The 19,330-nt window shown below is 32.5% G+C and carries 19 protein-coding genes; 8 read left to right on the forward strand and 11 right to left on the reverse strand.

Annotation, left to right across the window (positions count from 1 at the left end; all coding sequences use genetic code 11):
- Positions 1-171: 171 nt before the first annotated feature.
- The 4 genes from JBL43_RS12870 to JBL43_RS12885 are packed head-to-tail and all read right to left on the reverse strand — an operon-like array spanning position 172 to position 3,023.
- Positions 172-813 carry an MBL fold metallo-hydrolase gene (locus JBL43_RS12870; RefSeq protein WP_198841826.1) on the reverse strand — a complete coding sequence of 214 codons (642 nt, stop codon included), beginning with the start codon at positions 811-813 and terminating at the stop codon, positions 172-174.
- Entirely contained in the window at positions 810-1,775 is a 966-nt protein-coding gene (locus JBL43_RS12875; RefSeq protein ID WP_198841827.1) for an alpha/beta hydrolase, read from the reverse strand. Before JBL43_RS12875 ends, JBL43_RS12870 begins: the two co-directional genes overlap by 4 nt.
- 14 nt (positions 1,776-1,789) lie before the next feature.
- Positions 1,790-2,434, reverse strand: a complete 645-nt coding sequence (locus tag JBL43_RS12880) for a DsbA family oxidoreductase (RefSeq protein ID WP_198841828.1) — start codon at positions 2,432-2,434, stop codon at positions 1,790-1,792.
- A gap of 16 nt (positions 2,435-2,450) precedes the next feature.
- Positions 2,451-3,023 (reverse strand): carboxymuconolactone decarboxylase family protein, encoded by a 573-nt coding sequence (locus JBL43_RS12885; protein WP_233098774.1) that lies wholly within the window; start codon positions 3,021-3,023, stop codon positions 2,451-2,453.
- 315 nt (positions 3,024-3,338) lie between these two features.
- Here JBL43_RS12885 and JBL43_RS12890 point away from each other — a divergent pair, with 315 nt between their 5' ends.
- The gene (locus JBL43_RS12890) at positions 3,339-3,728 is read left to right on the forward strand and encodes a winged helix-turn-helix transcriptional regulator (protein ID WP_198841829.1); all 390 of its coding nucleotides are present in this window, start codon (positions 3,339-3,341) and stop codon (positions 3,726-3,728) included.
- Between the two features lie 314 nt (positions 3,729-4,042).
- On the opposite strand, the gene JBL43_RS12895 is transcribed toward JBL43_RS12890, so the two are convergent.
- Both JBL43_RS12895 and JBL43_RS12900 read right to left on the reverse strand, forming a co-directional pair.
- The gene (locus tag JBL43_RS12895) at positions 4,043-4,936 is read right to left on the reverse strand and encodes a WG repeat-containing protein (protein ID WP_198841830.1); all 894 of its coding nucleotides are present in this window, start codon (positions 4,934-4,936) and stop codon (positions 4,043-4,045) included.
- A gap of 384 nt (positions 4,937-5,320) precedes the next feature.
- Positions 5,321-6,496: a proline dehydrogenase family protein gene (locus JBL43_RS12900; protein ID WP_198841831.1), complete on the reverse strand. Its 1,176-nt coding sequence runs from the start codon at positions 6,494-6,496 to the stop codon at positions 5,321-5,323.
- Positions 6,497-6,856: 360 nt separating this feature from the next.
- On the opposite strand from JBL43_RS12900, the gene aroB reads away from it, so the two are divergent.
- Both aroB and JBL43_RS12910 read left to right on the forward strand, forming a co-directional pair.
- Positions 6,857-7,924: a 3-dehydroquinate synthase gene (aroB, locus tag JBL43_RS12905; protein ID WP_198841832.1), complete on the forward strand. Its 1,068-nt coding sequence runs from the start codon at positions 6,857-6,859 to the stop codon at positions 7,922-7,924.
- 215 nt (positions 7,925-8,139) lie between these two features.
- Positions 8,140-8,520 carry a RidA family protein gene (locus JBL43_RS12910; protein ID WP_198841833.1) on the forward strand — a complete coding sequence of 127 codons (381 nt, stop codon included), beginning with the start codon at positions 8,140-8,142 and terminating at the stop codon, positions 8,518-8,520.
- Here the strand turns inward: JBL43_RS12910 and JBL43_RS12915 are convergent.
- From JBL43_RS12915 to recG, 3 genes are all read right to left on the reverse strand, one after another.
- The gene (locus tag JBL43_RS12915; RefSeq protein ID WP_198842018.1) at positions 8,513-8,875 is read right to left on the reverse strand and encodes a methylglyoxal synthase; all 363 of its coding nucleotides are present in this window, start codon (positions 8,873-8,875) and stop codon (positions 8,513-8,515) included. The two genes, JBL43_RS12910 and JBL43_RS12915, sit on opposite strands and share 8 nt — an antisense overlap.
- Before the next feature lie 87 nt (positions 8,876-8,962).
- Positions 8,963-9,823 carry an N-acetylglucosamine kinase gene (locus JBL43_RS12920; protein WP_198841834.1) on the reverse strand — a complete coding sequence of 287 codons (861 nt, stop codon included), beginning with the start codon at positions 9,821-9,823 and terminating at the stop codon, positions 8,963-8,965.
- Between the two features lie 295 nt (positions 9,824-10,118).
- On the reverse strand, positions 10,119-12,296 hold the full coding sequence (gene recG / locus JBL43_RS12925; RefSeq protein ID WP_198841835.1) for an ATP-dependent DNA helicase RecG: 2,178 nt from the start codon (positions 12,294-12,296) through the stop codon (positions 10,119-10,121).
- Positions 12,297-12,384: 88 nt separating this feature from the next.
- Between recG and JBL43_RS12930 the strand changes: the two genes are divergently transcribed.
- From JBL43_RS12930 to JBL43_RS12950, 5 genes are all read left to right on the forward strand, one after another.
- Positions 12,385-12,894: a DUF6438 domain-containing protein gene (locus tag JBL43_RS12930; protein ID WP_198841836.1), complete on the forward strand. Its 510-nt coding sequence runs from the start codon at positions 12,385-12,387 to the stop codon at positions 12,892-12,894.
- A 60-nt stretch (positions 12,895-12,954) separates the two neighbouring features.
- Positions 12,955-13,404: a methyltransferase family protein gene (locus JBL43_RS12935; RefSeq protein ID WP_198841837.1), complete on the forward strand. Its 450-nt coding sequence runs from the start codon at positions 12,955-12,957 to the stop codon at positions 13,402-13,404.
- Positions 13,401-14,165 (forward strand): TIGR02757 family protein, encoded by a 765-nt coding sequence (locus tag JBL43_RS12940; RefSeq protein ID WP_198841838.1) that lies wholly within the window; start codon positions 13,401-13,403, stop codon positions 14,163-14,165. The genes JBL43_RS12935 and JBL43_RS12940 overlap by 4 nt, the downstream gene beginning before the upstream one ends.
- Before the next feature lie 123 nt (positions 14,166-14,288).
- Complete coding sequence (locus JBL43_RS12945) at positions 14,289-15,494, forward strand: RsmB/NOP family class I SAM-dependent RNA methyltransferase (RefSeq protein ID WP_198841839.1); 1,206 nt, start codon at positions 14,289-14,291, stop codon at positions 15,492-15,494.
- A gap of 248 nt (positions 15,495-15,742) precedes the next feature.
- Entirely contained in the window at positions 15,743-16,345 is a 603-nt protein-coding gene (locus JBL43_RS12950; protein ID WP_198841840.1) for a hypothetical protein, read from the forward strand.
- A gap of 94 nt (positions 16,346-16,439) precedes the next feature.
- On the opposite strand, the gene JBL43_RS12955 is transcribed toward JBL43_RS12950, so the two are convergent.
- Both JBL43_RS12955 and JBL43_RS12960 read right to left on the reverse strand, forming a co-directional pair.
- A complete protein-coding gene (locus JBL43_RS12955; protein ID WP_198841841.1) occupies positions 16,440-17,471 on the reverse strand; it encodes a YncE family protein in 1,032 nt (343 codons plus the stop codon).
- 5 nt (positions 17,472-17,476) lie between these two features.
- Positions 17,477-19,303, reverse strand: a complete 1,827-nt coding sequence (locus JBL43_RS12960; RefSeq protein ID WP_198841842.1) for a TonB-dependent receptor plug domain-containing protein — start codon at positions 19,301-19,303, stop codon at positions 17,477-17,479.
- Between the last annotated feature and the right edge of the window lie 27 nt (positions 19,304-19,330).

Here is a 19,330-nt window from a genome sequence, read left to right on the forward strand (position 1 = left end):
AATCGTATTTTGAGCCTAGAATAATAGTGTGTAAATTTAATGAAGAAATTGTTTGTTTTTTAGCTCAGTTCTTTGTTGTATGCAGGTGCTTATATGTAACAGTTAGTTTATTCCTCAACAAATCTAACCTTTTTGTTTTCTTATAAACCTTTAAAATATTAAGGTATGCGATTATATCACATAAGAGTTATACTTCTTTTCATAAGCTATTGTGGTAGAAGGTCCATGACCGGTATAAACAATAGTAGCATCGGGCTTAATTAATAATTTCTTTTTAATACCATCTACTAAAATCTTTAAGTTGCCATATGGTACTTCTGTATGACCAATATCCCCCTTGAAAAGAACATCTCCACCAATCATAAAATCTTGCTGTTCACAGTAAAGGACTATACTTCCTGGTGAATGACCTGGTACATGAATAATCTCAAACCTAGACGTTCCTAAGGGTAGCGTATCTCCTTCTTTGACATAATTGGTTAATGGAGATACGGGTTCCATATGAAGATTAAACCAGCCAGCCATTTCTGGAACTCTTGGCATTAGTAAATTAGCTTCTTTATGACCTATTAAAGGAACTTTCCATTGCTTTAATACAAAGTTAACGCCTGCTACGTGGTCAAAATGTGCATGTGTCAGCACGATTTTAGTAACCTTTAATTGCTCTTTTTCTATAAAAGAAACTAGTATTTGTTCTTCTTCTGTATTCCAACAACCTGGATCTATAAGAATGCAATCTTTTGTTTCAGAGTCCCAAAGCACATATGTATTTACTTGAACGGGGTTGAATGGGAAAACTTGAACATGAATCATTGCTTTATATATTTATCATAGAATTCGCCAAACGAATCGTACGTAAATTTTACCGCATCTTTAGAAATTTGAGCATTAGGAACGTAAGCATCAAAACCGTGATATGCACCTTTATATAATTTGAACTTCACATCAATATTCTCCTGTTTCAAAGCATCAATGTAAGCAATTGTTTCATCCTTAAATGGTTCCATATCACCCACAAATGAGATGGTTGGAGGGAAGTTGGTGTAATCTTTATTTCTTGCTGCCGCTGCGTAAGCAGGAACTTCTTCATTATTAGCTTTAATATTTTTCAAATAAGAATCCCAACCTTTTTTATTTGATTTTGTATTCCAAACAGGAACCGATGTCATCTCTTTAGCCGAATTAGTATTCTGAAGGTCATCTATCATTGGATAAAAAGGCATTTGAAAAGCAATGTTAAAATCACCTGTATCTCTTGCTTTTATAGTAACAGCTGCTGTTAATCCACCACCACCACTATGACCAGCTACCATAAAATTATCATCATAAATGCCGAGTTCTTCAGCATTTTCTTTTGCCCACAACAAGGTGTCATAACAATCATTAAAAGCAGCAGGATAAGGAGTGTCTAAAGCTTTTCTATAAGCGGGAGCGATAACTATACATGGTCTTTTTTCAATAAATTGTTTAATAATATCAAGATTCGGCATCATTTCTGGACTTCCTAAAATATAACCTCCACCATGTATATATTGTAATAGAGGTAATCTCCCTTTAACATTTAGAGGTTTAAAAATGCGTACTCTAATATCAGGACCACCATTCTTACTTGGAATAAAACGTTCTTCATTATGTAGTCCTTTTATTTTTTTTCCATTAAACATACGAGCTGAGAAATTCATCATCTTAATACCCCAATTTCTACTTGCCAAATAAGTAAAGGATTTTAATGGCGTGTACATAGACTGAAGTCCTTTGTCTATTTGGTTTTTCATAATTTTTCTATATTTTAATTTGCTAAAACCTCGGCTAACACTTGCTTATAACTTGCAACAGATTGTGCTCCACCAACAGGTTCTGAGTCATTGAAAAACATGGTTGGTACACCTGATACTCCTTGGTTTTTCCAATATTGTAATTGTTGTTCAACGTGCTTACGAGCTTCTGTATCATCTAATTTTTTAATCCCTTCATCAGCGTTCAGTCCAACAGCCAGTAATTCCTTATATAGAACATCTTTGTCAGATATATCCTTTCGTTCGCTAAAAAAAGATGCTACTAAACGCGAATTTAATTCGGTCTGTAAACCATAACCTTTGGCATAGTCTAGTAAAATATGTGCATTTTTTGTATTCACCACTTTCATGCCATCAAAAAGATCAAATTTAAAGCCTTCAGCCTCAGCCATAGCAGCTAAGCGTAATTTATGTACATCTGTTTCCTCATTGCTTGCTCCATATTTTTGCGACCTGTATAGATATTGATCTATGCCTTCTGCAGGCAAACCTGGGTTTAATTCAAAAGGTTCCCATATGATTTCTACTTTATCTTGTAATTCCATTTCGGTAATGGCTTGCTGAAGTCTTTTGTATCCAATAAGACACCAAGGACAAACCACATCTGAAACGATGTTTATTTTTATCTTATCTGACATTTTTTCTAGTTTAAAATTAGTTTTTAGTCCAAGCTCTGCTTTCAAATGCTTTGTCTACTGGGATATCAAAGATGTGATTTGTGTAGTTACTCATTGTTTTAACAGCTGCCCCTGTAACAACACCAAGAATATGACTTTTTGTATAGCCTACATTCAAAAAGTTTTCAATATCTAATTCTGAAGGATAGCCTCGTTTCTCTATCATTATTTTAGAAAATAAACTTAATGCCTTCAATTTCTCATCAGGAATTTCTGTATTATTTCGTATTGCATCAGTTACTTCTTTAGGGACTTTTGACATACGGTCTGCAATAACACTATGTGCAGCCATACAGTATTCACATCCATTTTCATAATTCATAGATAAAAATATAACTTCCTGTTCTTGTGGAGTAAAACCTGCATTTTTTCTAAACGAATCATAAGCGTAGGTGTAGGCATCAAGTAACGCATCGTTATTTGCCATGGTGCCATACATATTGGCAATCATTCCAGCTCTTTTTTTAGAGGTTTCTAAAATGGAGCTTGATAACGTGTTTGCAGTTTCTATTGTTTTCGGTGCTAAGCTTACTTTCTTTATTGTATTCATAATTTCTATTTTTTTCTTCAGGGATGAAGTTTTAGTTTCTAATATGATGCAAGTATACAAAAGATACTACTGTTGTACAATACGTTACGTTTAGGTTAGCAAGTATACAAAAGGATAGTGTTGTTGATGTGAAGACTTTAGCGTTAAAAAAAAATAAACTTTTTTCAAGAAAAAATTAGTGACTTGTAAATTATAGCGATTAATGGATTTTAAGTTACCTTTGTAGTCTTAGTATATATTAGGTACTTATGTAAATCAGTTAGTTATGATTAGTAAATCTTAGTTTTTATAAAAGTTAAATAGAAATTTAGTAGTATGAATGACAAAAGAATGCAAGAGATGTTGGCTAATTTGGATGTAGAAAATCCATCAGAAGTATGTCCTATTAAAGATGTATTAGCTGCAATGTTGGATAAATGGACAATGATGATAGTATTAGTTCTTGGAAAACACAAAGTGCTCCGTTTTGCTGATGTAAAAAGAAGTGTGGTAGGCATATCTCCTAAAATGCTGACTAAATCGTTGCGAACTCTAGAAAGAGATGGTCATGTATTAAGAACTGTTTATCCAGAAGTACCTATTAGGGTAGAGTATAACTTAACTGATCAAGGCTATATATTTTTGAAAAAATTAGTCGATCTAGCTGATTGGATAGTACCTCACGTACCTACCATTGTAAAAAACAGAGAAGAATTTATTAAATAAACTGTAGAGGAATTAGAAATTCGGGAGAATTAAATAATGCTAATTTGTATTGGTCAAACCTGCTCTTTTACAAATTTTATTTCAAGTTGATAGTTCTATCATTTTAAAATTTGCTAGTGAAGGCTTTATTCATTTAACAATCCGATTATTTGACAGATGTTCCTCCACACTTGCATACAACGTTGTTGTATATGGTTTGTTGCGTGTTTCAAGCAACTAATTTAGTAAATAATTACCGACCAAGAAAGTCCGCGAGGACTTTCGTAAGTAAGCGAGAAGCCAGCAATAAATTATATACGGTGTTAGCGGTAGTTTTAAATTCGTATTTGCTTTGTCTTTCCATTTTTGGTTACAATGGCAACTCCTTCTTCAAATTTCATAGTATCGTATTCACAAGGAATTATTGTTTTTCCATCTAGATTCATCAAACCACGTTTATTGCCTTTTAAGGTTAGTACGTAATTATTTTCAACTTCAAACATATCGTATTCACAAGGAATTATTGTTTTTCCATCTAGATTCATCAAACCACGTTTATTACCTTTTAAGGTTAGTACGTAATTATTTTCAACTTCAAACATATCATATTCACAAGGAATTATTGTTTTTCCATCTAGATTCATCAAACCACGTTTATTGCCTTTTAGGGTTAGTACGTAATTATTTTCAACTTCAAACATATCATATTCACAAGGAATTATTGTTTCTCCATCTAGATTCATCAAACCGTGTTTGTTATTTTTTGTAACAAATACAAAATTTCCTTCGACTTTAAATTCATCAAATTCCTTAGAAAAATTAATTTTTTTGTTTTGACTTTCTAATATTACTTCCTCTTGTTTATTAGGTGATTTAGATTGTGCTTCAGTACTAAATATGTTTATGCCTATAAAAGTTAAAATAAAAAGAGAAGCAGATAAAATTGAAATTTTTTTCATTGTGTTTGTTTTTAAATTAAAGATGTCTTTTAAATACCATAGAACAGTATGGTTTTTAAAATCTGAATTTTGAATTGAGTTTTCAAAAAAATCAACTTCTAAGAATTCAGAAATAATTTTGATGGTAGAGCTTCTTGGTTTAACAGTACCAGATTCAATTCTTTGAATTGTACGTATTGTTATGTTGCATTTTTCTGCAACTTCAGCTTGCGTTAATCCTTTTGCTTTTCTTATTCTAATTAATTTTTTTCCGAAATCTAGTCTATCCATTCAAATTGAAATTTTAAGTAAAATTATCTCTAATCGTAAAACTTGCCAAAAATTTGAGGTGTTTTATATACGACATTTACGCGACATTTGGTTTTTTGTGTTATTTAATCATGACTTTTGATGTAAAAACGATGTTCATTCTAATTACCGCTAACAATTGTATAAACGCAATTGCCCTTCTTTTTTATTTATCCTATAAATGTAATTATTTTTTTTAGCATAATGCTACAACCTATATTATTATTGAACTTCTTACATTGTTTAAATAGTATTAGCCGTTTTTAACGGTTAAGCAACGGCTAAATTTTAGTAAATAAAAACCCAAATAAAGCCAAGCTTTATTTGGGTTTTAAAAATTGTAAATTTTTATAATATAATTGTCACTTACAAACGTCCTTGTTTTTTACGTCGGGTACGTTCTTTTTTAAGTAAGCTTAGTTCTCTACTGGTTTGTCCGGCTACAGAAGTATTTTCTTCTGCCCTACGTATTAAATAAGGCATCACATCTCTAACGGCTCCATACGGCATGTATTTAGAAACATTATAGCCTTCTTTTGCTAAATTGTAAGTTATATGGTCACTCATACCATACAATTGACCAAACCAAATGGTATCGTTATCTTTTGTTAGCCCTTTTTTTACTGCCAGCTCCATTGCTTTTAAGGTGCTTAATTCATTATGCGTACCTGCATATAAAGACAAACCTTGACCGGTAAGCATATATTCAATGGCCGCATCATAGTTTTCGTCAGTGGTTGCTTTATCTTTACAAATGGGCGAAGGATAGCCTTTTTCTTTTGCTCTTTCACGCTCTTTTTCCATATACGCTCCTCGCACCAATTTCATTCCTATTTTATAGCCTTTGGCTTCCGCTTTTTGATGTAAGTTCTTTAAATACTCTAAACGATCCCATCTGTACATTTGTAGCGTACTGAAAACAATCGCTTTCTCCGTATTATATTTCTCCATCATGCTTTCAATTAAATCGTCAGCTGCATCTTGCATCCAACTTTCTTCAGCATCAATTAATAAACATACATCTTTGTCATAAGCAGCTTTACATGCGGTATCAAAACGTTTTACTACTCTGCCCCAATCTCCTTGTTTTTCTTCAGTTAAGGTCTCTCCAGCGGTTACCTTTTCATACAAATTGAATCTTCCAAATCCTGAGGGTTTAAATACAGCGAACGGAATACTCCCTTTTTCTTTTGCAAAATTTATATTTTGTAAGGTCTTCTCTAATGCCAAATCAAACTGGTTTTCTGCCTCCTTACCTTCAACGGAATAATCTAACACAGAATGTACATGGTATTCGTACATTTTTTCTATGTTGTCTAAACAATCCTTCTCATCTACACCGCCACAAAAATGATCAAAAACAGAAGCTCTAATCAATTGTTCTACTGGTAAATGGGCTTTTAATGCAAAATTGGTGATGGCTGTGCCAATTCTAACCAACGGTTCACTTTTTATCATCTTAAATAAAAAGTAAGCTCGTTCTAACTCGGCATCTGATTTTAAAGCAAATGCCGTTTTTGTATCTTCAAATATTGTACTCATTCGGTTGATTTATGTATACAAATATAATAAGAAGATTGTTCTCTTCATTCACAGATTTCAATTTATCTCTCGCTTTAAAAAACGCCCATTTTTAGACTGTTTTTTTACATTTTTTTCTAGAAGTGATCCATTTTCCCATTCGAAAAAGTTACTAATGGGCTCCAAAAAAGACTTATTTTCGCATTAATACCAAAAGTTGAAACCAATTCACTTATTTTTCGATAAATTCGCAAATATTTTTTATTTCATATGACACAAGCATGTTAAAAATGATATGACGCAGTGGCATAATTATTTGCGAACAGTCCCAATTGCGAAACGTAGGGCTAGGATTCGTTAAAAACCAATACAAATCAACTCATGAAGCCAATTATTTCTGCCAGTTATTCTATTTATTTTAATGACGATGCGTATCAAAATTTAAACGATTATATCTCTAAAAATGAGATTAGTAAAGTTTATATTCTTACAGATAATAACTCGCACAAGTTTTGTTTACCAAAGTTTAAAACGAAAATTCCGAATAGTGTTACTATCCAAACCATTACTATAAAAGATGGTGAAATCAATAAAAATATTAACACCTGTGTTCATGTTTGGAAAAAATTAACTGAACTAGAGGCAGACCGTAAAAGTTTAATTATAAACATTGGTGGCGGTATGGTTACTGACCTTGGCGGATTTGTAGCGTCTACCTTTAAACGTGGAATTAAATTTATAAACATACCTACTACCCTTCTCAGTATGGTTGATGCTTCTGTTGGAAGTAAAACGGGCGTAGATTTAGACAATTTAAAAAATTTAGTAGGGCTGTTTTCTAATCCGGAAATGGTTTTAATTGACAGTACGTTTTTAGAGACCTTACCTGAACGAGAATTAAAATCTGGTGTGGCTGAAGTTATCAAATATGGTTTAACTTTTGACGCCGATTTATTAGCCACCATAAAACAAGATAAATGGAAAGAGGTTGCTGCTTTAAACAACATCATCTATCAATCTATTGAAATAAAAAATAAGGTAGTTTTAGAAGATTTTAAAGAAACAGGATTACGTAAAGTGCTTAACTTCGGACATACCGTGGGCCATGCTATTGAATCTTATTATTTAGACCATAAAGACTTAGACCGCTTATTACATGGAGAAGCCATTGCCATTGGAATGATTGTTGAAGCTTATATTTCTAAACAACAGTGTGGTTTTCCTGAAGCGGAACTAGATGCTCTTAAGCAATATGTACTTAAAACCTATGGAAAAACAACGATTTCAAAAGAACACATACCTGCTATTTTAGAATTGATGAAGCATGATAAAAAAAATATAAAAGGAACGGTTCGTTATATTTTATTAAAAAATATTGGCGAATTTGTTATTGATGCTGAGTCAAGTAATGAAATGGTTGTGGAAGGTTTAGCGTATTATGAACGCTAGAGGGTTTTAGAGTAGCTAGAATAGAGAATAGAGAATAGAGAATAGAGAATAGAGAATAGAGAATAGAGAAAATCGATATTGTAATCGTATACATGAGATTGCCACAGGTGTTTTAAGAAGTTATTTAAGAATAGACTTTATCGAATGCCTCGCAATGACAATTACACCAATAACTTCAATACATAACTATTGATAAAAATTAAAATAACATAACGATGAAAACAATAATTACAACTTCAAAAGCTCCAGCACCAATAGGTCCGTACAACCAAGCTGTTTTAGTCAATGGTATGCTTTTTACTTCTGGTCAAATTGCTTTTGATCCTGAAACAGGAAATTTGATTTTAGAAGATATTCAATCGGAAACCAAACAAGTAATGGAAAACTTAAAAGCGGTATTGGCTGAAGCGGATATGACTTTTGAAAATGTAGTAAAAACATCAATTTTTATAGCAGACATGAACGATTTTGCCAAAATTAATGAAATTTATGGTGCTTATTTTAATGACGAAACAGCTCCGGCAAGAGAAACCGTTCAAGTAGCTTGCTTACCTAAAAATGTAAATGTAGAAATTTCTATGATTGCTGTTAAATAGCTCCAATTAATAAATCGGCTGTTGCAGGATTGGTGGCCAAAGGCACATCATGTACATCACACAAACGCATGAGCATTAATACATCGGGTTCATGCGGGTGTTTTTCTAAGGGATCTCTAAAAAAGAGTACCATATTACATTTCCCTTCCGCTACTCTAGCTGCTATCTGAGCATCGCCTCCTAATGGCCCTGAAAGTAACTTTTGAACTTTAAATCCCGCTTTTTCCACTTTCTCTCCCGTAGTTCCGGTAGAAACAAATGTTATCTCTTTATTTAATAATATATCTCTGTGTTCATTTAAAAACTGAACCATCTCAGCTTTTTTTCCATCGTGTGCTATTAAAGCAATTTCCATATGTTCTTTTCTATTTGTTTTTACGCTGGAAAAATTAGGCATTACATAAAAATAAGACGCCCTGATAACGTTAAGATACTATTAATTTTAATGGATGTTTTTAGCATGATAGTTAACCAATCCTTCAATAGGTCTTCTCACAAAATTACCAACTTTGAAGCCCATTTCTGCACCCACTTCATTTATTTCGTCTTGTGCATAATACGCAATAGAACCTGCAAAATGCACGGGTACAGTTTTTATCTCTTCTTTATATTGCATTATCATACTTTTTGTAAATACTCTAATGCCACTTTTAATTAAATCTGTGCTATATTTTAAATCTTTATTTAAGAATAAAAATTCTGCAAAATCTGCTAAATAGGCATTGGGGTTCGGTTGTTTGTATAGATTATATTTAATAAAATCTTCATCCATATTATACCGCTCGGCCATACCTACTCGTAAACTTTCTGGCATTACCTTAAAAAAGTAATCTCTTATCATTTGCTTTCCGTAATAATTACCACTGGCATCATCCATTAACATATAGCCCAAAGATTTTACGCGTTGCTCAATACCTTCACCATTATAGTACGAACAATTAGAACCGGTACCTAATATACAAACCACAGCAGGCTCATTATTGTCAATAGTAGAATATATGGCTGCTAACGTGTCTTCAGCAACAACAACTTCGGCATTAGGAAATAATTTTTCTAATACTTCAGTTAATGCTTTATTGGGTCCATCAGTACCACAACCTGCTCCGTAAAAATAGATATGTTCTACATCATTTTTGTGAAGTTTTAGTCTATCACTTTCTTGAATTCTCCCCATTAACTCACCAGGAGTTAAAATAGCAGGGTTCAATCCTTTTGTTCTCACCTTTTCAAACAATTGGATGCCGTTGTCATCAATTGCTATCCAGTCACATTTTGTAGATCCTCCGTCTGTAATTATTGTCATAACCTAATATTTTAAAAAATTGAACTGACTCAAACTCCTTATTGTTTATCAAATGAAAAGTTTAAATCAGTGCAGTAAAAGTAGTTAACGAATTTAACAAAAAAGATGATAAACATCATAATAATTAAAAAAAATCATCTTAGGTAAAAACTGTTAATAGTATAGTTCATAACTAATTTCAAAAACGATTAGATAACCCCGTGAAAATCATAATTTTGATGTGTTATAATATTGATTATTACAACAACTCCTTTTTTCCCTATAAAAGTCCTAGATGTCCAATTTGGGACTTTTTTCAACTTATATTAGCCCAAATCGCCTTATTCTTTGTTATTTCTTGATAGGTTCTCTTTAATTGTAAATTATTTGGATCTAAAAAATTCGGGTCATTTTTTAAGAGTTCAAAAGCCATTTCTCTTGCTCGTTTTAAAATAGCACCATCTTTAACAAGGTCTGCAATCTTTAAATTTAAAACCCCACTTTGTTGAGTGCCCATTAAATCTCCAGGTCCACGTAATTTTAAATCAACCTCAGCAATTTCAAATCCGTCATTGGTGGCCACCATCGTTTCTAGTCTCGTTTTGGCATCGCTAGTTAATTTAAAACTCGTCATTAAAATACAAAAACTCTGTTCGGCCCCACGCCCTACTCTACCTCTTAATTGATGTAATTGAGAAAGTCCGAAACGCTCTGCACTTTCTATGACCATGGCACTTGCATTGGGTATATTAACGCCAACTTCTATTACCGTTGTAGCCACCATAATTTGTGTTTCATGGTTTATAAAACGATTCATTTCATAATCTTTATCGGCCGATTTCATTTGTCCGTGAACAATACTAATTTGATATTTTGGTTGCGGAAACTCTCTTGAAATACTTTCATAGCCATCCATTAAATCTTTAAAATCGAGTTTTTTTGATTCTTGTATTAATGGATATACCACATAAACCTGTCTGCCTTTCGCAATTTCTTCTTTCATAAATTTGAAAACACTCAACCTATTGCTGTCGTATCGATGAGCTGTAATGATTTGTTTTCTGCCTGGCGGTAACTCATCTATAATAGAAATATCTAAATCGCCATAGACACTCATTGCTAAAGTTCTAGGAATAGGTGTTGCCGTCATTACTAAAATGTGCGGAGGGATGGGAGCTGTTACCTTAGTTTGATTATTTGTCGCAGCTTTTTCTTCATTAGGTTCCGAAGTTTCCTGAGGGGATGGGCTTTTCATCCACATTTTTGCTCGTTGAGCTACCCCAAAGCGATGTTGCTCGTCAATAACCGCAATTCCTAACTTTTTGAATTGCACTTTATCTTCAAACAAGGCATGTGTACCTATTAATATATCTAAAGACCCATCTTCTAAGGCCGCATGAATAATTCTTCGTTCTTTTGTTTTTGTTGACCCGGTAAGGATTTTTACATGAATATCCATTTCAGATAATAATTCTGTAATGGCAATAAAATGTTGATTTGCTAATATTTCTGTTGGGGCTATTAAGGCCGCTTGAAATCCGTTATCTAAAGCAATTAAAATAGTTAAAAGTGCTACTATCGTTTTACCAGAACCTACATCTCCTTGTAAAAGCCTGTTCATTTGAGCACCCGTACTCATGTCTTTTCTAAATTCTTTAACCACTCGTTTTTGAGCATTGGTCAATTCAAAAGGTAAATAGTTGTTATAAAACGTGTTAAAATAATCGCCAATGGTATCAAAAACATAGCCCTTAATTTGGGTTTTATGAATCATGTTTTTGCGAATCAGTTGCAACTGAATAAAAAATAACTCTTCAAACTTTAAACGTTGTTGGGCTTTCGTTAACAGTTGTGGACTCTTAGGGAAATGAATATTAAATAAGGCTTCCCCTTTAGAAATTAAATGCAGCTTATCAATAATAGCTACGGGTAGGTTTTCTTGAAATCTATTTCCTAATTCGAGAAATAAGTTTTGAATCATTTTAGAGACAATCCTATTGGTGACTCCTTTTTTAGATAATAATTCAGTAGATGGATACACCGGCTGCATCGCCGTTTGTAAACTCTTTTTATATTCCGTTACCAATTCCAATTCAGGATGTGGCATACTGAAGGTACCGTTAAAATGATTTACTTTTCCAAAAGCTACATAGGCTGTATTTAGTTTTAAAGATTCTTTAATCCACTTTACACCTCTAAACCAAACCAATTCCATAGTGCCCGTGTCATCAATAAAAGTGGCCACAAGTCTACTTCCTCTTTTTTGTTGAACCGTTTTAATGTTTACTATTTTACCAACGACTTGGACTTCTGCCGAATTTTGTAGCAAACCGTTTACTTTAAAAAATTGAGTACGGTCCAAGTATCTGTTCGGAAAAAAATGCAACAAATCAGACAAAGTTCTAATACCTAATTCCTTACGCAGCAAATCCGCACGAGCAGAGCCGACACCTTTTAGGTATTCTATAGATGTATGTAAATTAGTAAATGCCAAGAATTAGTTTTGACAACGAAGATAGTAATTTGGATAGTTTTAACGAATAAGAATTTCTATATTTGAATCGAACTCTTTTTACAACGCAATGCAGAAACTTATAGTCCTATTTTTATTATTTACAAGTATTGTAGCTTGTCAAAAACCTAAAGTAAACGATAGCAACGAAAATAATAACACTGATTTTTCTACTTTAGAACTAAAAGTAGAACGCGGTGCTTTTCACTATGATACGTTTGTTTTAAAAGACAGCACTATTACTTTCTATCCACAAAAGGAAATGGATTCTTTGGAGCTTAGTGATTCCGTTGAATATCAAGATTACTATACAACATCTGAAAAGGCTATTTCTAAAGCAGATAGAGATACATTGGTTCAAAAAATAATAGCGGCTGATATTTGGGACTTAAAAGAGGAATATACTCCTAATGAATCTTGTACCAGTATGCTAACGGTAACGTTCAGTTTAAATGGTAAAACGAAGAAAATTGTTAGCGAAGATTTTGATCGTGGCTGTCCTGAAATTATTAAATATATTGAAAGTGAACTGGTAAGGCTTCATGGTAAGAAGCTTAAACGAATCTTTTTACCAGGATAGTTTGAAATTTCCAAATAGTTACTTCATAAAATATTAAATTATTCTTCTAAATAGATTTAAATGAAACTTAAAATTCCACCAGCCATCCAATTTTTAATCTTTGCTGTGGCAATGTTTATAATTACAAAATTAACAGGTAAAAATTTCTCATTTGCATTACAAAATGTAGTTGTGCTACTCTTATTTATTCTTGGGACCATCATTGGCCTTTTTTCGGTATTATCTTTTAAAAAAGCTCATACCTCAATTGATCCTATGCATCCTTCAAAAGCCACAAAGCTGATAATATCAGGTCTCTATCAGTATACTAGAAACCCAATGTATTTAGGCTTGGTGATCATACAAACGGCATTGTTTTTCGGATTTGGTAATTACTATAATATCATTATTTTATTTATCTATGGTTGGTATCTCACTAATTATCAAATTAAACCAGAAGAAGAGGCGTTGAAAGAAATATTTGGTGATGTATATACCCAATATTGTGAAAAAGTACGAAGATGGGTATGAAAAAAGCCGAACTAAAAGAGTTTTTAGATGTGAAGGTTGTTGAATACAACAACCCTAAATTTATTGAGTCTGACCCTATCCTTATTCCACATCGATTTCAGCTAAAAGAAGATATTGAAATTTCAGCTTTTTTAACCGCAACCATCGCTTGGGGAAATCGAAAAATGATCATCAATAATGCCAATAAAATGATGGAATTGTTGGATAATAGTCCACATGATTTTATTATCAATCATAAACCTAGTGAATTAAAATCATTAGAAAATTTTGTACATAGAACGTTTAACGGAAATGATTTTGCTTATTTTATACAGGCATTACAGCATATTTATAAAAACCATGGTGGCTTAGAGGCTGTATTTTCGCAACATATTGAAAATAATTCGACCCAAAATGCCATTCATAATTTAAAAAAAGTGTTTTTTGAGTTAGATCATTTACCAAGAACCCAAAAACATATTTCAGACCCATTAAAAGGCTCTGCTGCCAAACGGATCAATATGTTTTTACGATGGATGGCTAGAAAAGATACTGCTGGTGTAGATTTTGGAATCTGGGATTCCATTGCCCCATCAACATTGTCTTGTCCTTTAGATGTACATTCTGGTAATGTAGCCAGAAAATTAGGATTGCTTACCCGAAAGCAAAATGACGCCAAGGCCTTGGCGGAATTAGACCATAATTTACGTGAATTAGATCCAAAAGATCCAGTAAAATACGATTTTGCCTTATTCGGATTGGGAGTGTTTGAAAAGTTTTAGTGCCCTACTTCGCTTGCACTGACAGTATTATTAGTTACATTTGCACATTAATTCAAAAATAAAATTATTGTTTTTGAATTCATAGTTACACGAATAGAAAATTCAACGATTACACAATAGCAAATGCGTTTACATAGAAATTTAGTACTAGCCGTTATAGATTCACTTAATTATATTTATAATGACGGTTTATATGCCGATAAAGTTGTAGAAAAGACTTTAAAAAGAGATACCCGTTGGGGAGCCCGTGACAGAGCTTTTATTGCTGAAACAATTTATGATTGTGTCCGTTGGAAAAGACTCTACAACGAAATTGCAGGAACAAAAAATCATTTTTCACAAGAAAACTTATGGAAAATATTCACCGTTTGGGCTACATTAAAAGGAATTTCTTTACCAGATTGGAAACAATTTGAGGGTACACCTGTACGTCGTTTAAAAGGTAAATTTGATGAATTTCAAAGTAACCGTGCTATTCGCGAATCTATTCCAGATTGGTTAGACGAAATGGGGGTTAAAGAATTAGGCAAGCAATGGGATAAGGAAATTGAAGCCTTAAACCAACCAGCGAGTGTAATATTGAGAACCAACACCTTAAAAACCACTAAAAAAATTCTACATAAAGCGTTACTTGAAGAAGAAATAGGTTCTGAATTTGTTGAAGGATATCCTGATGCCTTAAAACTGATGGAACGCAAAAATGTATTTAGAACAGATATCTTTAAGCAAGGATTTTTTGAAGTACAAGATGCTTCATCACAATTAGTAGCTGCCTATTTAGATGTAAAACCAGGAATGCGTGTCATTGATGCATGTGCTGGAGCTGGAGGAAAAGCATTGCATTTAGCAGCGTTAATGGAAAACAAAGGGCAAATAATTGCACTTGACATTTATGGAAATAAACTGAAAGAATTAAAACGTAGAGCGAAACGAGCAGGAGCTCATAATATTGAACCTCGTACTATCGATTCTACCAAAGTAATTAAAAAACTCTATAATCAAGCAGACCGTGTGCTTATAGATTCACCATGTAGCGGATTGGGTGTTTTAAGAAGAAACCCAGATGCCAAATGGAAACTACAGCCTGAATTCATAGAAAACATTAAAAAAACGCAAGCAGAAATCTTAGAAAGTTACTCTAAATTTTTAAAGATTGGTGGAAAAATGGTGTATGCTACGTGTTCTATCTTACCGTCTGAAAATGAAAAGCAAGTACAGGCATTTCTAAAAACTCATGATAATTTTCATTTAGTTAAAGAGAAGAAAGTTTCACCAGCAAAATCTGGTTTTGACGGATTCTATATGGCTCTTATGGAGAGAACAGCTTAAAAATAGTAAATACCGTCTCCTTTCTGCACTTTAAGAACTCTGGGACGGTACTTTTATTCCTAAAAAAATAATATCTCTTTATTACTTCGTAGGCTATAAATACATAAAATGAATATTATACAGTCTTGGTTATGACGGTATTATTTTATTATATATGGGTATACATTTCCACCTCATGCATACAATTATCCACTAATTGGTACGTTTTATGATATAGCTATTGAAAAATCATATAAACATACCCTGTTATGCTATTAAAGAAATCTATATTTACATTACTACTGTTAGTGGCTTTTACGCTACCATTTAGTACTATTACTGCTCAACAAGACAGCATACCTAAAGAAAATTACAACGTTACTATTGGTAAATCTATCCTCAATAAAAAACTGTGGTCACAACCCTATCGTTATGAGGAAAAAGTACTTCAAACATTTAGCCTTCAAGTTAATATTGAACGTTTAAACCGAAAAGCAGAAGAATTTGATTTCAATTTATTTTCAATGACAGATGAGGAGAAAAAATGGAGAATTAGACCTGTAGCCATTTATTATTATAGAGCGGATAGAAAAATTTATTTAAAATCAAAAGCCGATAATCGTAATTATGAAGATTTTGAGAAATACCCATTAGAAGGCTATGATAATTTTGAAGCCAAAACCTATAAAACAAATACCTTAGGTATAAAAAAGAAACGTAAAGAATCTCCGTCTATACAGTCTTTAGATAAAATGAAATTGAGTACTTCAAAAATTACTTATTATTTAGATTTTCCTGTAAGGCCAGAATTTGACTATGGTAAAGTATATTTTAAAGATATCCCTGTTGGTTTTGCCGGTATAAAGCATTAACCAACCATACTACCTTCAATTAAAAAATGACAAAAAAAGAGCAGCTTTTACTAAGCTGCTCTTTTTTGTATTTAAGATGTGTTATGAACGCTAATTAATCGTTATCATAGACACCGTTTGCACCAATACCTGCAGAAAAGCTAGATAAAAATGTTCCGTCAAGGTCATAAACAGATACTTCAGAATTTTCTGTAAATCCTTTTACATCCGTATAAAACAATTTATCATCAACAACATTAAAGCCATATCCAATAAACCAAGAAGCGTCATCTACTTGAGTATCTACTAATTCTGTATTAACCAACGATGTTACATCAGTAGCATATTTAAAGATTTTAGATCCTGATATAAAATAGATATAATCATCTTCTACTTCTAATTTACTAACACTTGAAAGTCCATCTTCAAAAGTGATTTCACCTATAACATCATCCGTACTCGTATTTACTTTAGTAATACCTGTGCTGTGTAATGCATATAATATACCATCTTCAATCTCCATTGAGTTTAAACCATCTCCAACAGTTACTGAATCTATTACAGCATTCGTGTTTGCATCAATTACTGTAATTTCATTACCGTAACCCCAAGCTGCATTCATAACATATATCTTGTCATTATCTTCTTTAATTTCTTCAACCGTTTTATTAAGAGCAATTTGAGTAATGTATTCAAAGCTATTGGCATCAAAAACCTCAACCGATTGTTTACCACTATTGGTTACAAACAATTTATCGTTTTCTACCACTGCATATCTAGGTAATTCAATACTATCTGTAATAGTTTTAACACTATTAAAAGTATATCTGTTTACTACTTCAATTTTATTACTATTATTAACAACTAAAAAAGCATAATCATCATCAAAAGTTATTGACTGTAATATATCTCCCAAGTTACCTCCATTGATGCTTGAAAATACGGTATTTGTTTCTTGTAAAAAGTCACTATCAATAAATGTTATTGATGAATTTGGAGATCCGAAATTACCTTCGTTACTTACAATATAACCATTTTCAAAGTCACCTTTTGGTAATGGCTCTGGATCGTCAGAATCATCACATGAAGTAAATCCTAATAAGACTGCTAAACTTAATGTACTGAATTTAATAAATTTTCTAATCATTGTTTTTATAGTTTTAAAGTTAAATTAATATGATAGTTTGCACCTGGCATAGGTCTATAGGCCTTGGTTTCATAATTGGTATTAAAAAGGTTATTAACGCCCCCTCCAACAATCCAATTTCTATTTTTTGCAAATGCATAATTCATTGATAAGTTGGTCAATAAAAAATCATTTAGTACAGTGTCTGGATTGTTGTTAGAATAAGTGAAAACCTCTCCTGTATATATAGTGTTTAGCTGTGCAGAAAAATCTGCTATTTTGTAGGATATCCCTAAGGTTGCTTTATGATAGGGTACATATATAAGTTGATAATCCGTTTCTTTATTTTTAGATACGGTATAACTATACAACGTATTAATTTTAAATTGATGGTTACCTAAGGAAATTCCATATTGCAAATTGGTCTCAATTCCATAAGACTGTACCTTATTTGTATTTACCGGTCTCCATAATTCACCAGAATAAGGCAACCAACGTATTAAATCACTAATATCATTATAATAACCCGTTAGCGTAAATTTTAAATTCCGTAAATGAATTTCATTAGAAAGTTCATATTGTAAAGATGATTCTGCTTTTAAATCTGGGTTTTCAGCTCCGGGCCAGTACAAATCATTAAAAGTGGGAATTCTATAATTTTTAGATATGGATGTCTTTAAAGTATACTCAACAAATGGTTGCCAACTCGTACCCAATGAAAATAATAACGGACTGTCATAATCTTCATTCAACTCAGCTCTTAGCGTTGCCTGATAGGTAAAGTTTTTAGCTAAGTTGTGTTTTAAATACACATTTGCACTCCCAGTACTTCGTTGTACATTATCATAGTTTGTGCCTGTTGCCGTTGCTAAATTATATTCTCCACCTACATTAAATAATAGCTTTTTTAATTGTAATTGATAATTGTAATTGGCAATATACGTCCACCCATTACCATTATTTGAACCCTCACTTGTATTTATATCCGGATAAAACCGATACTTTTCATTAATTAATGCCAGCTTTACCGTTGATTGATTTTTGCCAGATTTATATTGATATTTACCCAATATCCGAAGGTGTTCATCACTATATTTATTACGGGTTTGTGTTGTTTCTATAATTGATAGATGCCTTTCACCCGTAAACCAATTAGAATAAATTGAAAAGGAGTTTTTTGCATTCGGATTATACGCAGCATTTAGCGATGCATTGATGTTATAAAATTGGCCATTTTCATTCTTTTGGTCTGAATCTTTGTATTCATAATCATTATCAGAATCTAAATAACTAAGCCCGATTTGCAAATTTGTTTTTGCACCAGATATACTGTGATTTGTACTTAAATTCTTGGTATTAAAGCTACCGTACGAAGTATATATTTCATGCGTATTTTCGGTATCGATATCTAAATTATTATTCAGATAGACTACACCACCAATAGCTCCCGTACCAAATTGAGAACTACCACCGCCTGGACGTACCAACACTTCACTAATATTTTGAGTATTGATTAGATTAAAATCCGTTTGTCCTAAAAAAGGAGAATTTATATTAATACCATTCCACACTACAGCGGTTTGTTGAGCGGTTGTACCTCTAAAAGAGGCTGAAGAAACCATACCAAAACCGTTTTCTTTAAAATAAATAGGTGTTTCAAATTGTAACACTTCGGTTAGTTGTGGACGATAATTTTTTAAAAGTTCTTTACTAATTTTTATAATAGGTTGACCAACAGATTTGTCTTCTAATTTATCAGCAGATAGAAAAACTGTATCCAAGACAGTACTGGTCACTTGCGAGAAGCAAGGAATACTAAATAAAAAAATAATGATTACGATGTTGTATCTCATAATTTCTGCTTATCCCGAACAGGTAAT

The sequence above is a fragment of the Aureibaculum flavum genome (genome assembly GCF_016406085.1).
GTDB classification, from domain to species: Bacteria; Bacteroidota; Bacteroidia; order Flavobacteriales; family Flavobacteriaceae; genus Aureibaculum; species Aureibaculum flavum.

Coding starts and splice junctions, on each gene's coding strand:
- JBL43_RS12950 (WP_198841840.1), top strand. CDS start 15,743: ATGCTATTAAAGAAATCTATATTTACATTACTACTGTTAGTGGCTTTT.
- JBL43_RS12870 (WP_198841826.1), bottom strand. CDS start 813: ATGATTCATGTTCAAGTTTTCCCATTCAACCCCGTTCAAGTAAATACA.
- JBL43_RS12910 (WP_198841833.1), top strand. CDS start 8,140: ATGAAAACAATAATTACAACTTCAAAAGCTCCAGCACCAATAGGTCCG.
- JBL43_RS12955 (WP_198841841.1), bottom strand. CDS start 17,471: ATGATTAGAAAATTTATTAAATTCAGTACATTAAGTTTAGCAGTCTTA.
- JBL43_RS12890 (WP_198841829.1), top strand. CDS start 3,339: ATGAATGACAAAAGAATGCAAGAGATGTTGGCTAATTTGGATGTAGAA.
- JBL43_RS12880 (WP_198841828.1), bottom strand. CDS start 2,434: ATGTCAGATAAGATAAAAATAAACATCGTTTCAGATGTGGTTTGTCCT.
- JBL43_RS12945 (WP_198841839.1), top strand. CDS start 14,289: ATGCGTTTACATAGAAATTTAGTACTAGCCGTTATAGATTCACTTAAT.
- JBL43_RS12960 (WP_198841842.1), bottom strand. CDS start 19,303: ATGAGATACAACATCGTAATCATTATTTTTTTATTTAGTATTCCTTGC.
- JBL43_RS12935 (WP_198841837.1), top strand. CDS start 12,955: ATGAAACTTAAAATTCCACCAGCCATCCAATTTTTAATCTTTGCTGTG.
- JBL43_RS12930 (WP_198841836.1), top strand. CDS start 12,385: ATGCAGAAACTTATAGTCCTATTTTTATTATTTACAAGTATTGTAGCT.
- JBL43_RS12885 (WP_233098774.1), bottom strand. CDS start 3,023: ATGAATACAATAAAGAAAGTAAGCTTAGCACCGAAAACAATAGAAACT.
- JBL43_RS12940 (WP_198841838.1), top strand. CDS start 13,401: ATGAAAAAAGCCGAACTAAAAGAGTTTTTAGATGTGAAGGTTGTTGAA.
- JBL43_RS12875 (WP_198841827.1), bottom strand. CDS start 1,775: ATGAAAAACCAAATAGACAAAGGACTTCAGTCTATGTACACGCCATTA.
- aroB (WP_198841832.1), top strand. CDS start 6,857: ATGAAGCCAATTATTTCTGCCAGTTATTCTATTTATTTTAATGACGAT.
- JBL43_RS12915 (WP_198842018.1), bottom strand. CDS start 8,875: ATGGAAATTGCTTTAATAGCACACGATGGAAAAAAAGCTGAGATGGTT.
- JBL43_RS12920 (WP_198841834.1), bottom strand. CDS start 9,823: ATGACAATAATTACAGACGGAGGATCTACAAAATGTGACTGGATAGCA.
- JBL43_RS12895 (WP_198841830.1), bottom strand. CDS start 4,936: ATGGATAGACTAGATTTCGGAAAAAAATTAATTAGAATAAGAAAAGCA.
- JBL43_RS12900 (WP_198841831.1), bottom strand. CDS start 6,496: ATGAGTACAATATTTGAAGATACAAAAACGGCATTTGCTTTAAAATCA.